At 63.7% G+C, this 13,789-nt stretch carries 12 protein-coding genes; 11 read left to right on the top strand and 1 reads right to left on the bottom strand.

Going from position 1 to position 13,789, the window contains the following annotated elements; translation table 11 throughout:
* The first annotated feature begins 149 nt into the window (after nucleotides 1–149).
* The 8 genes from DQG17_RS19995 (at nucleotide 150) to DQG17_RS19960 (ending at nucleotide 8,752) form a co-directional block, all read left to right on the top strand.
* Nucleotides 150–1,106, top strand: coding sequence for a sugar ABC transporter substrate-binding protein (locus DQG17_RS19995; RefSeq protein ID WP_116134648.1), 957 nt, complete (start codon nucleotides 150–152; stop codon nucleotides 1,104–1,106).
* A 77-nt stretch (nucleotides 1,107–1,183) separates the two neighbouring features.
* Nucleotides 1,184–1,981 (top strand): SDR family oxidoreductase, encoded by a 798-nt coding sequence (locus DQG17_RS19990; protein ID WP_116134647.1) that lies wholly within the window; start codon nucleotides 1,184–1,186, stop codon nucleotides 1,979–1,981.
* Nucleotides 1,982–2,092: 111 nt separating this feature from the next.
* Nucleotides 2,093–3,058 (top strand): ABC transporter permease, encoded by a 966-nt coding sequence (locus DQG17_RS19985; RefSeq protein ID WP_116134646.1) that lies wholly within the window; start codon nucleotides 2,093–2,095, stop codon nucleotides 3,056–3,058.
* Nucleotides 3,059–3,072: 14 nt separating this feature from the next.
* Nucleotides 3,073–4,074 carry an ABC transporter permease gene (locus tag DQG17_RS19980; protein WP_116134645.1) on the top strand — a complete coding sequence of 334 codons (1,002 nt, stop codon included), beginning with the start codon at nucleotides 3,073–3,075 and terminating at the stop codon, nucleotides 4,072–4,074.
* Nucleotides 4,071–5,603, top strand: a complete 1,533-nt coding sequence (locus DQG17_RS19975) for a sugar ABC transporter ATP-binding protein (protein WP_116134644.1) — start codon at nucleotides 4,071–4,073, stop codon at nucleotides 5,601–5,603. Before DQG17_RS19980 ends, DQG17_RS19975 begins: the two co-directional genes overlap by 4 nt.
* 174 nt (nucleotides 5,604–5,777) lie before the next feature.
* Nucleotides 5,778–6,761 carry a tripartite tricarboxylate transporter substrate binding protein gene (locus DQG17_RS19970; protein WP_157973696.1) on the top strand — a complete coding sequence of 328 codons (984 nt, stop codon included), beginning with the start codon at nucleotides 5,778–5,780 and terminating at the stop codon, nucleotides 6,759–6,761.
* A gap of 34 nt (nucleotides 6,762–6,795) precedes the next feature.
* Complete coding sequence (locus tag DQG17_RS19965) at nucleotides 6,796–7,242, top strand: tripartite tricarboxylate transporter TctB family protein (protein ID WP_116134642.1); 447 nt, start codon at nucleotides 6,796–6,798, stop codon at nucleotides 7,240–7,242.
* Nucleotide 7,243: 1 nt separating this feature from the next.
* Nucleotides 7,244–8,752 (top strand): tripartite tricarboxylate transporter permease, encoded by a 1,509-nt coding sequence (locus DQG17_RS19960; protein ID WP_116134641.1) that lies wholly within the window; start codon nucleotides 7,244–7,246, stop codon nucleotides 8,750–8,752.
* A 221-nt stretch (nucleotides 8,753–8,973) separates the two neighbouring features.
* Here the strand turns inward: DQG17_RS19960 and DQG17_RS19955 are convergent, their stop codons facing one another.
* Entirely contained in the window at nucleotides 8,974–9,519 is a 546-nt protein-coding gene (locus DQG17_RS19955; protein WP_116134640.1) for a hypothetical protein, read from the bottom strand.
* Nucleotides 9,520–10,166: 647 nt separating this feature from the next.
* On the opposite strand from DQG17_RS19955, the gene DQG17_RS19945 reads away from it, so the two are divergent.
* The 3 genes from DQG17_RS19945 to DQG17_RS19935 all read left to right on the top strand — a co-directional run bounded on the left by DQG17_RS19945 (nucleotide 10,167) and on the right by DQG17_RS19935 (nucleotide 13,778).
* On the top strand, nucleotides 10,167–11,648 hold the full coding sequence (locus tag DQG17_RS19945) for a sugar ABC transporter ATP-binding protein (RefSeq protein ID WP_116134639.1): 1,482 nt from the start codon (nucleotides 10,167–10,169) through the stop codon (nucleotides 11,646–11,648).
* Nucleotides 11,649–11,682: 34 nt separating this feature from the next.
* Entirely contained in the window at nucleotides 11,683–12,714 is a 1,032-nt protein-coding gene (locus DQG17_RS19940) for an ABC transporter permease (RefSeq protein ID WP_116134638.1), read from the top strand.
* A gap of 74 nt (nucleotides 12,715–12,788) precedes the next feature.
* Nucleotides 12,789–13,778, top strand: a complete 990-nt coding sequence (locus DQG17_RS19935; protein ID WP_116134637.1) for a substrate-binding domain-containing protein — start codon at nucleotides 12,789–12,791, stop codon at nucleotides 13,776–13,778.
* The last annotated feature ends 11 nt before the right edge of the window (nucleotides 13,779–13,789 follow it).

The raw sequence follows: 13,789 nt of genomic DNA, 5'->3' as shown, positions 1-13,789 counted from the left end.
TACTGGATTTTTTTCGTGCATTCCGAATGGGCAAGAATCGGCATCCTTGACGCATTCGTCCGCATCGTCGGATGAGCGCATGGCCACCCCAGGGAGGGGCCAGCAAGGATCTGGACTGGAACACCGGCAAGACCCGGGAGGAGAACCGAATGAACCTTCGCAACGTACTCGCTGCGACCACCGCCGCGACCGCACTGACGATCGCCGGCGCGGCCGCGGCCGAGACCTACAAGATCGGCATCACCCAGAACAACGTGGGCGTCGACAGCTATCAGACCACCTATGAAAAGGCCTTTGTCGCCGCAGCCGAGGCAAATCCGAATGTCGAGGCCGTCGTGCTCGATGCCGGCGGCGACGTCGCCCGCCAGATCGCTCAGATGGAGGACCTGATCCAGCAAGGGGTCGACGCCATCATCATCTGGCCGACCAACGGCGAGGCGGTGATCCCGGCTGTCCGCAAGGCCCACAAGGCCGGCATCCCGGTGATCGTCACCAATTCGAACATCGCCGAGCCGGGGTTCGATTTCGTCGCGTCCTTCTCGGGCCCCGACAATGTGACCCAGGGCGCACGTTCGGCCGAGATCATGTGCGACAAGTTCAAGCAGATGGGCATCGAGAACGAGGCGAACATCGTCCAGATCTCGGGGCAGCCCGGCTATACCACCGCCATCGAACGTCAGCAGGGCTTTGACGACCGTCTGCCCGAGGTCTGCCCGAACGTCACGATGCTGGAGACCCAGCCGGGCGACTGGAACCGCGAGAAGTCGCAGAAGGTGATGGAAGCCTTCCTGGTGAAATACGACGACATCGACGGCGTCTATGCCGGTGACGACAACATGGGGGTCGGCGCGCTGAACGCCGCCAAGGCCGCCGGGCGCGAAGGCATCATCTTTGTCGGCGCCACCAACTTTGCCGTCGGCTACGAGGCGATGGAGAACGGCGACTACTGGGGCTCGATCTATCAATCCCCCGTCGACGATGCCGAGGCCGCGCTGAAGACCGCGACCGATATTCTGGACGGCAAGGACGTGCCGTTCCTGAACTATTTCGACACGCCGAAGATCACACAGGACAATATGGCCGACTTCACCAAGCCGGTGTTCTAGGATCCCCTCGGGCGCGCGGGGTGTTGCGGCACCTCGCGCGCAATTTCTTCAAAACGACAAAAACGGGGAGAGATGCCATGGGCCGTGTCTCTGGTCGCTCCTGCATCGTGACAGGGGCAGCACAAGGTATCGGGCGCGCGATTGGCGAGGCGCTGCTGGCCGAGGGTGCCGACGTCTGCTTTGCCGACATCAACGGCGACAAGGTTGCCGCCGTCGCCGATGACAACGCCGCCACGGCACGGGCCACGGGCGCGCGGGTAACACATGCCGCTGTCGACGTGCGCAGCCGCGATCAGGTGCGCGCCATGGTGGCCCACGCGGTCGAGACCTTCGGCAAGCTCGACGTCAAGTTCAACAATGCCGGCGTCAACCGGCCGATGAACTTTCTGGACGTGACCGAGGACAACTGGAATTTCATCATGGGGATCAACGGGCTGGGTTGCATGATCGGGATGCAGGAGGCAGCCCGCCAGATGATCGCGCAGGGCACCGGCGGCAAGATCATCAACACCGCCTCGATTGCCAGCCGTCAGGGCTTCGACAATGTGGCGCCCTACTGCGCCTCGAAATGGGCCGTCGTGTCGCTGACCCAGTCGGGCGCGCGCGATCTGGCCAAGCACAACATCACGGTGACGGGCTTTGCCCCCGGCGTCGTGGCGACCGAAATGTGGGAACAGGTCGATCAGGATCTGATGGCCATCGGCGCCGCCGCGCGTCCGGGTCAGGCGATGGAGGAGTTCTCCGCCGAGATCCTGAAGGGACGGGTCGCGAAACCGCAGGACATCACCGGAACGACGACGTTCCTTGCCTCGCCGGACAGCGACTACATGACCGGACAGATCGTGATGATCGACGGCGGGATGACACTGGTTTGATCCCTGCCCGGTTGCAAGAACCGCCAGGGTCGGGAGGAAACGATGACGGATGCCCCAGGGGACAGGCCCGGCCGCACCAGCGGACCGAGGCAGGAGGAGGAGGCGACAGGCATGAGCAAGGAACAGATCGGCCGGTTTCTGGCACGACAAGGCATTCTGATCGCCTTCGTGCTGTTCATCATTGGCTTCACGCTTGCCAATAACCGCTTTCTCGCCCCCGACAATATCATGGGCGTCATCCGGTCCTCGGCGATCCTCGGGGTCATGGCGCTTGGCGTGACCTTTGTCGTCATCAGCGGCAATCTCGACCTGTCGGTCGGCTCCATGATGTCGTTCTCGGCCATTGTCGTGCTCGATCTGCATGACGCGATCGGGCCGGGGCTGGCCATTCCGGCGATGTTCGCGATGACGCTGGCGCTAGGTGCCTTCAACGGGTTTCTGGTGGGCTATCTCAAGCTCAATTCGCTGATCGTCACCCTTGGCATGTTGTCTGCGATCCACGGCCTGACGCTGACCTATTCGGGCGGCAAGAACATGGACATCGCCGACAAGGAGGGCACCTGGTTCGGCGTCTTCGGTCAGGGAACGATCCTTGGCATCCCGGTCCCGATCCTGATCTTCGCGCTGCTGGCCGCGATCCTCGGCACGGTGCTGGCCAAGACCCCGTTCGGGCGCAAGGTCTATGCCGTCGGCGGCAATGGCGTTGCGGCCACGTTCTCGGGCATCCGGCGGGCGCGGGTGGTGTTTTTCTGCTATCTGATGTCGTCGCTCTGCGTGGCCACCGCCGGGCTTATGCAGGCCAGCCGCTCGCTTGGCAGCCAGAACACCGTCGGACAGGGGCTGGAGCTCGAGGTTCTGGCGGCGATCATCCTTGGCGGCGCCTCGCTGATGGGCGGATCGGGCACGATCTTCAAGACTGTGATCGGCGTGCTGATCCTCGGCTTCATCCAGAACGGGCTGCTTCTGGTCGGTCTGCAATTCTATGTCCAGTACGTCGTCACCTGGATCATCATCATCCTTGCCGTATGGCTCGACATCGCGGCCAAGCGGGGCCGGCTGTTGTCGGCCATCGCGTGAAGCAGGAGGCACCCATGGCACCCGGAACACTGAGCAAATTCCTCAAGGGCGGCGCGATCTGGGGCTTTATCGTCCTGGAACTGATCTTCTTTTCGGTCGCGGGCGAATTCCTGTCGCTGTCGGACAAGGCCTTCATGGATTTCGACAACATGCTGTTGCTGTTCAAGCAATCGGCGCCGATCGGGATCGTCGCCATCGGCATGACGATCATCATGATCAACGGCAATATCGACCTGAGCGTCGGCGCCACGTTCGCGCTCTGCGGTATCGTGCTGCTCGACTCGATGAGCTGGCCGATCTTCGCGGGGCTTGGCAACTGGGTGATCCCGGTCGCCTGGGCGCTCGCCTTGCTGACCGGCATCCTGCTGGGCGCGCTGAACGGGCTGATCGTGTGGAAGACCGGGGTCGACGCCTTCATCGTCACGCTTGGCTCGATGCTCGGCTATCGTGGGCTGGTCTTCATGTACAACGGCGAACAGCCGACCTCGCATCTGAACTGGACGCTTGTCGATTTCGCCGAGGCGCAGTTCTTCGGGCTGCACACGCCGACATGGTTCCTGATCGTGGTGACGGCGGCGCTGTGGTATCTGATGAACCGCACGGTGCATGGCCGGAATGCCTTTGCCATCGGCGACAACCGCGAGGCGGCGATCAACGCGGGCATCCGGGTCGGGCCACACATGATGATCAACTTCATGATCATCGGCTTTCTGGCCGCGCTGTCCGCCGTCGTGTTCTATTCCGAAAGCGGGTCGGTGAACCCCAATGACGGGCAGCTTTACGAGCTTTGGGCGATCACGGCGGTGGTGCTTGGCGGCACCAAGCTGAGCGGCGGGTCGGGGTCGATCCTCGCCACCTTCGGCGGGGTCGTGGCAATCCAGTTGCTGCGCAAGGGCCTTGGCCACATCGGGGCGGGCACCGAGACCGTCAATCTGGTGATCGGCCTGATCCTGATCGCGGTGCTGTTCCTCGACCGGCAGTTGAACATCAAGGGCAAGGAGGCACTGAGAGTATGACCGAGAAACCCCCCGTCCTCCGGCTTGAAAACATCGTCAAGACCTTCCCCGGTGTCCGCGCGCTCGACGGCGTGTCCTTCAGCGTGCTGCCGGGCGAGGTTCATGCGCTGATGGGCGAGAATGGCGCCGGCAAGTCGACGCTGATGAAGGTGATCGGCGGCATCTATCAGCCGAACGAGGGCCGGATCTTTGTCGACGAGAAACCCGTCGTCATGGCCACGCCGCTCGAATCCAAGGCCAAGGGCATCGTGTTCATCCATCAGGAGCTAAGCCTCGCCGAGGAACTGTCGGTTGCCGAAAACATCTATCTGGGCGAGCTGCCGCGAAAATCCTTCGGCCGGGTCGACTGGGCGACGCTTTATGCCCGCACCAACGAGATCCTCGGCAAGCTCAACGTCGGCTTCGACGCCAGGACCCGGGTGGGCGAGTTGTCCATCGCCAATCAGCAGATGGTCGAAATCGCCCGCGCCCTGACCCAGAAGGCAAAGGCCGTCATCTTCGACGAACCGACCGCCTCGCTGACCGATGCCGAAAAGGTGGTGCTGTTCGATGTCATCGCGGATCTGACCGCAAACGGTGTCGGGGTCGTCTATATCTCGCACCGGATGGAAGAGATCTTCAAGATGACCGACCGGATCAGCGTGCTGCGCGACGGCCAGTACCGCGGCACCCTTGTCACCGCCGAGACCGATCAGGACGAGATCACGCAACTGATGATCGGGCGCTCGCTCGACCTTACCCGCAACGACCGGCATTCCGAACTGGGCGACGTGGCACTCGAAGTGCGCGGCCTGTCCTGCGGGCATTTCTATCGCGATGTCAGTTTCGAGGTGCGCCGGGGCGAGGTCGTGGGCTTTTACGGTCTGGTCGGCGCCGGCCGCACCGAGATTGCCGAAACCCTGTTCGGGCTGAGAGAGCCCTCTGCCGGCACGATCCTGCTCGACGGCAAGAAGGTGCGCATCCATTCCCCCGCCGATGCCATCGCCCACGGCATTTCGCTGGTGCCCGAGGATCGCAAGACCCAAGGCCTGGTGTTGGGCATGAACTGCCGGGACAACATGACCCTGCCGCAGATCGACGACCTGACTGCCGGACCTTTCGTCGCCGAAGGCGCCGAGGTGGCGATCTTCGATCAGTACCGCGACCGGCTCGACATCCGCACGCCAAGCTGGCGGCAGATCGTCGGAAACCTGTCGGGCGGCAACCAGCAGAAGATCGTCATCGGCAAGTGGCTGTCGATGCATCCGACCGTCCTGATCGTCGACGAACCGACGCGCGGCATCGACGTCGGGTCGAAATCCGAGATCCACAACCTGATCCGCGACCTCGCCGCCCATGGCTATGCGGTGATCGTGATCAGCTCGGAGATGCCCGAGGTCCTGCATGTCAGCGACCGGATCATCGCCATGTACCACGGCGAGATGATCCGCACCTTCACCTCGGACGAGGTGACCGAGGACAACCTGATCCAGGCGATATCGGGCGACGCGCGGGATGGGGCGATGGCGGCTGCGGCTCAGGGCGCCTAGGCCCCCGGATCGCCGCCACCGCCGGGACGGGGCACCCCTGTGGTGGCCTGAATCCCCGAATTTGACCAAAAGGACCGGACAGGTCGCATGGACCTTTGCCGAAACCGGTGGCATTGACGCGGCACAATAATGCCGGGCCAGACCAGACCGGCTTCGCAGGAGGGAGAAGACGCCATGCTTACCACGATCAGCCGCCGCAGTCTGATGATCGCAGCCTTCGGGATCGCCGCAGCCGCCGCGCCTGCGATGGCGCAGGACTGGCCCTCGGCGCCGCTCCATGTCTATGTCGGTTTTCCGGCGGGCTCCTCGCCCGACACCATCGCCCGGCTGATCGCCGAGCCGCTGGCCGAAAGCCTTGGCCAGCCGGTCGTGATCGAAAACAAGCCCGGCGCCGGCGGTGTCATTGGCGTGCAGCAGATGCTGGCGCAGAAACCCGATGGCTACAGCTTTGGCGTCACGATCAACGGGCCGCTGACCACCGCGCAGCGGCTGATCCCCGATCTCGGCTATGATCCGGCAACCGATGTGGCGCCGATCACCCTGATCGCGACGAGCCCGCTGGTTCTGGCCGTCGCCGCCGATTTTCCCGCCGATGACGTCGACGCCTTCGTTGCCGATGCCAAGGCCCGGCCCGACGAAATCAGCTATGGCTCGGTCGGCAAGGGATCGGGCGCGCATCTGACGGCCGAGCTGTTCGCCTCGGACGCCGGGATCGTGCTGTTCCACATCCCGTTCCAGAGCTATGCCGAGGTCACGACCTCGATCCTGTCGGGCGAGATCGATTCAGGCTTCATGGCACCTTCCGCCGCCGTGCCGCATGTCGAGGCGGGCACCATGAAGATGCTCGGCATCACCTCGTCCGAAGTGTTCCCTCTGGTCCCCGACGTTCCGGTGCTGGCCGGCAAGGCGGGCCTGCCCGACGATTTCCGCGCCGAGCTGTGGAATGCCTTCATCGCCCCCGCCGGCACCGACCCCGCAATCATCGCCCGGCTGAACACCGAGATCGATGCGATCCTCGAGAACGAGGATCTGCAGGGCAAGCTGCTGGCGATGGGCTGGAAGACCGCCGGTGGAACGCCCGAGGATCTGGCCGCACGGATCGAGACCGACACCGCGCTTTGGGGCGCCGTGATCGACAAGACCGAAGCGCAGAACTGAGCGGCGCGAAACGGCAGGGACGGCGATCAGGCGGATGCAGCGCGATTACCTCGACATCCTGTGGGGCGGGTTGCTGGCGGCATTCGGCCTTGTCGTGGCGGGCTATGCGGCCCTGCACTATGACATCGGCAGCCTGCGCCGCATGGGACCGGGGTTCTTTCCGGTCTCGCTCGGGGTCATTCTGGCGATCCTTGGCGGGTTCATTGCCGTCCCGGCGTACTGGCGAAAGGGCGACCGCCGCCCCTTTGCCTGGCGCGAGATGCTGGGCATCGTCGCAGCCCTGCTGCTGTTCGCGGTGCTGATGAACCGGATCGGCCTTGTCGCGACGACGGCGATCTGCGCGCTGGTCGCCAGTTCCGTTGCCCCGGGCAAGGGCATCGCATGGCGTCTGATCCTGGCGCTTGCGGTCACCTTGCTGACCTGGGCGATTTTCATCCTGGCGCTGAAGATGACCATCCCGGTCTGGCCGTGGAGCCGATGACATGACGACGATCGAGGGGCTGGCGCATGGGCTGTCGGTGGCGTTGCAGCCGTCGATCCTGATCTACAGCCTGTTTGGCGCGCTGCTTGGCACGTTTGTCGGCGTGCTGCCCGGCATCGGTGCGATGGCGGCGATCACGCTGCTGTTGCCGATCACCTATTACATCTCGTCCGAGGCGGCGTTGGTGATGCTGGCCGGGGTGTATTACGGCGCACAGTATGGCGGCGCCGTGGCCTCGATCCTGCTGCGGCTGCCCGGTACGCCGCAATCGGCCGTCACCACACTCGACGGCTATCCGCTGGCACAGCAGGGCCGCGCCGGGGTTGCGCTGTTCACCTCGATGATCTCGTCCTTCACAGGCTCCATGCTGGGCATTGTCGTGCTCGTCGTGCTGGCCGGATGGCTGGCCGGGATGGCGACCCTGTTCGGGGCGGCGGAATATGCCGCGATGATGATCATGGGGCTGGTCGCGGCCTCGACCATCGGCTCGGAGCGTCCGGCAAAGAACTTTGCCATGGTGGTGGTGGGGCTGATCCTCGGCTGCGTCGGCACCGATGTGAACTCGGGCGCGCAACGCCTGACCTTCGGGCAGCCGGTGCTGATGGACGGCATCAACATGGTGGCGCTGGCGATGGGCCTCTTTGGCGTCGCCGAGGTCATCACCAATATCCCCATCGCCGAACGCCGCGGCCCACCCGCGCGGGTCAGCCTGCGCCAGCTTGTCCCGACCCGCAACGACATCCGCCGCATGACGGCCGCGATCCCGCGCGGCGCGGCGCTGGGGGGGTTCTTCGGGGCGCTGCCCGGCACCGGATCGACGATCTCGTCGTTCCTTGCCTATGCGCTGGAGCGGCGGATCTCGCGCACGCCCGAGCGGTTCGGCAAGGGCGCGATCGAGGGGATCGCGGGGCCGGAAGCGGCCAACAACTCGGCCTCGATCACCGCTTTCGTGCCGACGCTGACGCTGGGGATTCCGGGCGATCCGATCATGGCGCTGATGCTGGGGGCACTGGTCATCCACGGGGTGCAGCCCGGCCCGATGATGCTGCAATCGCGGCCCGACATGTTCTGGGGTCTGGTGGCAAGCTTCGGGATCGGCAACATCTTCCTGTTGCTGATCAACCTGACGCTGATCGGCGTCTGGGTGTCGATCCTGCGGATTCCGTTCCGCTGGCTCTATCCCGCGATCATCGTGTTTGTCTGCCTTGGCGTCTATTCGGTGCGCGGCGCGACCTTTGACATCGCCATGGTCGCGGGGATCGGCGCCATCGGCTATGCGCTGACGCTGGCCTCGTTCAGCCCGGCGCTGCTGCTTCTGGGGTTTGTCCTCGGGCCGCTGATCGAAACCAACCTGCGGCGTGCCCTGCTGATCTCGCGCGGCGATGCGATGGTGTTTCTCGAACGTCCCATCGCCTGCGGCTTTGTCGTCGCGACCGCGGCGCTGATCCTGCTGCCGCTGGTAAAATCGCTGATCCGCAGCCGGGCACCGGACAAAAGCCGCGCGGACTGAGCCGCGGCGCCGGACTGGCTCGGCACCACGGGATTGGCTTTATTCGGGGGGTGAGTTGGCTTTGAAGATGCGACCGCCCCCAGAAGAGATCCAATTGCAACGGTGGGATTGCAAAGGTCCACAAAAGAGAACGTTCGCATCATCATAACCGACCGACGTCGGAAAGAGGCGCTGCCCTTGGACCGGACGCCGGTTTCCCGGCGCCCGGCATCAACAATGTCTCAGGCCGGGATGCTCCGGCGCTGTTTCCTCCGCTTGCGCGAAGCAAAGGCGCCAAACCCGAGGATTGTCGATCCAAGCAGCACAGCAGAGGCCGGAACCGGAATTGGAGCCGGTGCCGCCGCAGGCTGGAATGACAAGGTCACGGCAACCGGATTCGTGATTCCGTCGTCGAAGAAAACGGAAAACACATCGCCAGCCGTGAGCGACCGGCCGGGAAGGAATGCGCCGCCGAAGGACGACGCCCCCGAAACCATTGATGTCGTGAACTTATCCGTCCCGGGCAAGGAAAAGCCGAACCGGATTTCGTTCACATCGAGACCAGAGCTGTTTCCCGTGGCCGACAGCGCGAACGACGATATGACAAGATCTTCCAGCGCGGTATATCGGTATTCGATGGACGCATCGGGATAAAGAAGGCTGCCCTCGCTTACAAACTGACCGGCATACAGATCTCTGTCGAACGTGACAGTCGCCGCATTCGCTGCCGCAGGCAGCACGAATAGGACAACCGCAGCCGCAAGGCTTCTTCGTCGGAAAATTGGCATTCTTTTATTCCTTTAGTGCAGCGTGATTGCTCGACCCGGTGAGTCGTCGCATTCAATTATGCTGCACCGCGACAGGCCTGAGGCTGATCAGTGTTAGCGTCCGCAGATTTTAATTCTGACCGAATATCTGCCTGATCGACGGCTCCGGCGTTGCCGGAAAAGGGCGCTCCGATCGCTTTCGAAGCGGCGGTTGCCGAAGGGTCTATTCATGTGTCTGAATCGGTTCAAACAGTATTGGCTGTAACGCAACGTCTTGCCTTCTGCGGTCGCCTGGAAGTGTCGGATCGCAGCGGCCCCTGCACCCCCCATCGACAGCACCGGGATACAGGTGGAGGGCCAGGGCGAGCGGAATGCGCGCAAGCACGGTGGCTCGAAACGCCGCGCTCGCCGTCGATGTTCGCCGTCGATTCGCGCATCGGTTCCGCACCCGCGCCGATGCCCGGCAGGGCCGCTTCGCGTTGACCTCCCCCGCGTCTTTGACCCAACGGCAGCATCACGGGCCGGCGCCAGGATTCCCGACAAAACCGCCCGGCGAGCGGACAGATCTCAAAACAGGTGAATACATGTATTTGACAAATGTCATTAAACGATATACATTTGGATAATCAATACGGCGGAAGCACTAATCGTATCCGGGGAGGGGCACGTTGGCGGACGTTTTGCTTGAGGTGAAAGGACTTAAAAAGTCCTTTGGGGGGGTTGCAGCACTCAGCGACGGGCGCTTTCGGCTGGAGGCCGGATCGATTCACGCGCTCTGCGGTGGCAACGGCGCCGGAAAATCCACCCTTCTGACCATCGTCATGGGCATCCAGAGCCGGGATGGCGGCGTGATCCTGCGCGACGGCCGCGAGGTCTCGTTCTCCTCGCCCGGCGAGGCGCTGGCCAACGGGATCTCGATCATCGAGCAGGAATTGAGCCCGGTACCGGCGATGACGGTGGCCGAAAACATCTTCCTCGGCCGCGAACCGCTGCGATCCTTCGGGCGAATCGATTTTGCCACCATGAACGCCCATGCGCAGGAATTGCTCGACAAGCTCGGGTTCGACATTCCGCCCACCACCCGGATGATGGACCTGAGCGTTGCCAAGATCCAGCTGGTCGAGATCGCCAAGGCGCTCAGCTATGACGCGCAGATCATCATCATGGACGAACCGACCTCGGCGCTTGGCGAAAGCGAGGTCGAGCAGCTTTTCGAAGCCATCCGCCGGCTGAAGGCGCAGGGCAAGGGCGTCGTTTATGTCAGTCACCGCCTGACCGAGATCTTCGACATCGCCGATGCCTATACCGTGTTTCGCGACGGCGCCTTCGTGCAGGACGGCCGGATTGCCGATGTCACCAAGGACGATCTGATCCACCTGATCGTCGGCCGCCCGCTGGCCGAGAAATTCGTCAAGGAAAACCACCCGAGCGACGAGGTGACGCTTGCCGTGTCCGGCATCGACAGCCGCAATGGCGTGCGCGACGTCAGCTTCGAGGTACATGCAGGCGAGATCCTGGCGCTTTACGGGCTGATGGGATCGGGGCGCACCGAGATCTTCGAACGCATCTTCGGCATGACGCGTCACACAAAGGGGACTATCCACCTTGGCGGCAAGCTGATTGCGCCCAGATCCCCCGCAGAGGCGATCCACTACGGGATTTCGTTCGTCACCGAGGACCGCAAGGAAAGCGGCCTCGTGCTGCAGGCCTCGGTGCGCAACAACCTGTGCATGGCAAGCCTTGTCGAACTGTCGTCGCTGCTCGGCATGACGCCGGGGGCGGAAAAGAGCTCGGCCACGCGGATGATCGATCTGTTCTCGGTCAAGACACCCAGCGACCGGCTGGAGGTTTCGGGCCTGTCGGGCGGCAATCAGCAGAAGGTCGTGCTGGGCAAGTGGTTCATGACCGAACCGAAGATCCTGCTGCTCGACGAACCGACACGCGGCGTCGACGTGGGCGCCAAGAAGGAAATCTATGGGGTCATGTCGGCCTTCGCCGCAAAAGGCGGAACCGTGATCATGATCTCGTCGGAAAACGAGGAAGTGCTGGGGATGGCCGACCGGGTCATCGTCATGAAGGACGGCCGCGTTGCAGGAGAGCTCGGCCGCAAAGAGATGTCGGCCGGGAAACTGGTCAGCCTTGCGGCATGAAGACCGCACGACCTGTTGGCCCGAGGAGGGGCAAATGACCAATCACACCACCAATGCCGACAAGGCTGATGACGGGCAGACCGTGTCCGCGGCGCGCGCCGGATGGACCAACACCTCGGTGATGATCCAGCGGTTCGGGATCCTGATCGCGCTGCTTATCCTGTGCGTTCTGCTGACCTTTGCGAACGAATACTTCCTGACGCCGCGCAACATCGTCAACGTCCTGCGCCAGACCTCGATCAACGGCATCCTCGCCATCGGCATGACCTTTGTCATCCTGACCCGGGGGATCGACCTGTCGGTCGGATCGGTGGTGGCGCTTGCGGGCGCGGTCGCGGCCTCGTTTGCGACCACATCGGCGACACAGGGCGTCTATGGCACGCCCTATCCGGCGGTGATCGCCATCGCCGTCGGCATGGCGGTCGGCATGGCGGCAGGCGGCATCTCGGGCGTGCTGGTCGCACGCTACCGGGTGCCGGCGTTCGTGGCGACGCTTGGCATGCTGTCGGCGGCGCGGGGGCTGACGCTGATCTATACCACCGGGCGGCCGATCCCGGCGCTGACGGACTCGTTTCGCTGGATCGGCACCGGCGATGTCGCAGGCGTCCCCCTGCCCGTCATCATCTTTGCGCTGGTCTTCCTCGTCTCGTGGTACGTCCTGACCAACACGCGGTTCGGGCGCCGGGTCTATGCCGCGGGCGGCAACCCGCATGCGGCGACCGTGTCGGGCATCAACGTGACGCGGATCAATATCGCGGTCTTCGTGATCTCGGGCGGGCTTGCGGGCCTTGCCGGGATGATCCTGGCCGCGCGCACCGGATCGGCGCTGCCGCAGGCGGGCGTCGCCTATGAGCTTGACGCCATCGCGGCGGTCGTGATCGGCGGCACCAGCCTGCTGGGCGGGGTCGGCACCGTGACCGGCACCCTGATCGGCGCGCTTCTGATCGGCGTCGTCAACAACGGTCTCGATCTGATGGGGGTGGAATCCTACTACCAGCAGGTCATCAAGGGCATCCTGATCGTGGCGGCCGTGCTGCTCGATCAGTCGCGAAACCGGCGGGCGTAAGCGTCCGTCCGGCCGTTCCGGCGGCACCTGCGGCACGTCGGGCACATTATCACCAATGGGAGGAGAAACCCGAGATGAGAAACGCAATCCTGCGCTTGTCGACTGCCATGGCGCTTGCCGCCGTACCTGTGCTGTCGCAAGCCGAACCGCTGAAAATCGGCGCGGCCGTCTATGGCCTGAAGGGCGAGTTCATGCAGATCTGGTCGGAGGCGCTGGAACAGCACCCGGCCGTCGTTGCCGGCGACGTCGATCTGACGATCTTCGACGGACGCTATGACGCGCTGGTCCAGCAGGAACAGTTCGAGACGATGATCACCCAGCAGTTCGACGGCATCATCTTCGTGCCGATCGACATCGAGGCCGGCGCCACAGCGGTCGAGGCGGCATCCGAGGCGGGCATCCCGGTGTTTGGCTCGAACACCCGGGTGAACAGCGACCTGCTGACCTCCTATGTCGGCTCGGACGATGTGCAGTCGGGCATGATGGAGGCCAAATACGTGCTCGATGCCATCGGCTGCAAAGGCAACGTGGTCATCATCGAGGGCCCGATCGGCCAATCCGCCCAGATCCAGCGGCTTGAGGGCAATCTGAAGGCGCTCGAGGCCTGCCCTGACGTGACGGTTCTGGAACGCAAGACCGCCAACTGGTCGCGCGCCGAGGCCCAGTCGCTGATGGAAAACTGGCTGACCGCGCACCCGGGCGAGATCAACGGCGTGATCGGCCAGAACGACGAGATGGCGCTTGGCGCGATCGAGGCGATCAAGGCCGTCGGCCTGAACGTCGACGATTTCGTCATTGCCGGCATCGACGGGGTGACCGACGCGCTGGTGGCGGTGAAGAGCGGCGAAATGGCCTCGATCCTGCAGGATGCCCGCGCGCAGGCACAGGGCGCCCTGGACCTTGCCATCAACGCGGCAAAGGACGGGGATTACCAGCCGATGTCCGACATCTGGGCGCTGTATCCCGACATGCCGTGGGAAGACGGCAAGGCCAAGGAATACAACGTGCCCTGGACGCCTGTGACCGCCGAGAACGTCGACGCGCTGCTGGCCCAGCGTCAGTAAAGATGCCTTCG

The organism is Tropicimonas sp. IMCC34043, assembly GCF_003390845.1.
Taxonomy (GTDB): Bacteria; Pseudomonadota; Alphaproteobacteria; order Rhodobacterales; family Rhodobacteraceae; genus Tropicimonas.
The sequence above is the reverse complement of the archived record's forward strand: the minus strand, read 5'-3'. Positions and strand labels throughout refer to the sequence as shown.

Coding starts and splice junctions, on each gene's coding strand:
- DQG17_RS19935 (WP_116134637.1), top strand. CDS start 12,789: ATGAGAAACGCAATCCTGCGCTTGTCGACTGCCATGGCGCTTGCCGCC.
- DQG17_RS19995 (WP_116134648.1), top strand. CDS start 150: ATGAACCTTCGCAACGTACTCGCTGCGACCACCGCCGCGACCGCACTG.
- DQG17_RS19980 (WP_116134645.1), top strand. CDS start 3,073: ATGGCACCCGGAACACTGAGCAAATTCCTCAAGGGCGGCGCGATCTGG.
- DQG17_RS19940 (WP_116134638.1), top strand. CDS start 11,683: ATGACCAATCACACCACCAATGCCGACAAGGCTGATGACGGGCAGACC.
- DQG17_RS19990 (WP_116134647.1), top strand. CDS start 1,184: ATGGGCCGTGTCTCTGGTCGCTCCTGCATCGTGACAGGGGCAGCACAA.
- DQG17_RS19955 (WP_116134640.1), bottom strand. CDS start 9,519: ATGCCAATTTTCCGACGAAGAAGCCTTGCGGCTGCGGTTGTCCTATTC.
- DQG17_RS19975 (WP_116134644.1), top strand. CDS start 4,071: ATGACCGAGAAACCCCCCGTCCTCCGGCTTGAAAACATCGTCAAGACC.
- DQG17_RS19965 (WP_116134642.1), top strand. CDS start 6,796: ATGCAGCGCGATTACCTCGACATCCTGTGGGGCGGGTTGCTGGCGGCA.
- DQG17_RS19960 (WP_116134641.1), top strand. CDS start 7,244: ATGACGACGATCGAGGGGCTGGCGCATGGGCTGTCGGTGGCGTTGCAG.
- DQG17_RS19970 (WP_157973696.1), top strand. CDS start 5,778: ATGCTTACCACGATCAGCCGCCGCAGTCTGATGATCGCAGCCTTCGGG.
- DQG17_RS19985 (WP_116134646.1), top strand. CDS start 2,093: ATGAGCAAGGAACAGATCGGCCGGTTTCTGGCACGACAAGGCATTCTG.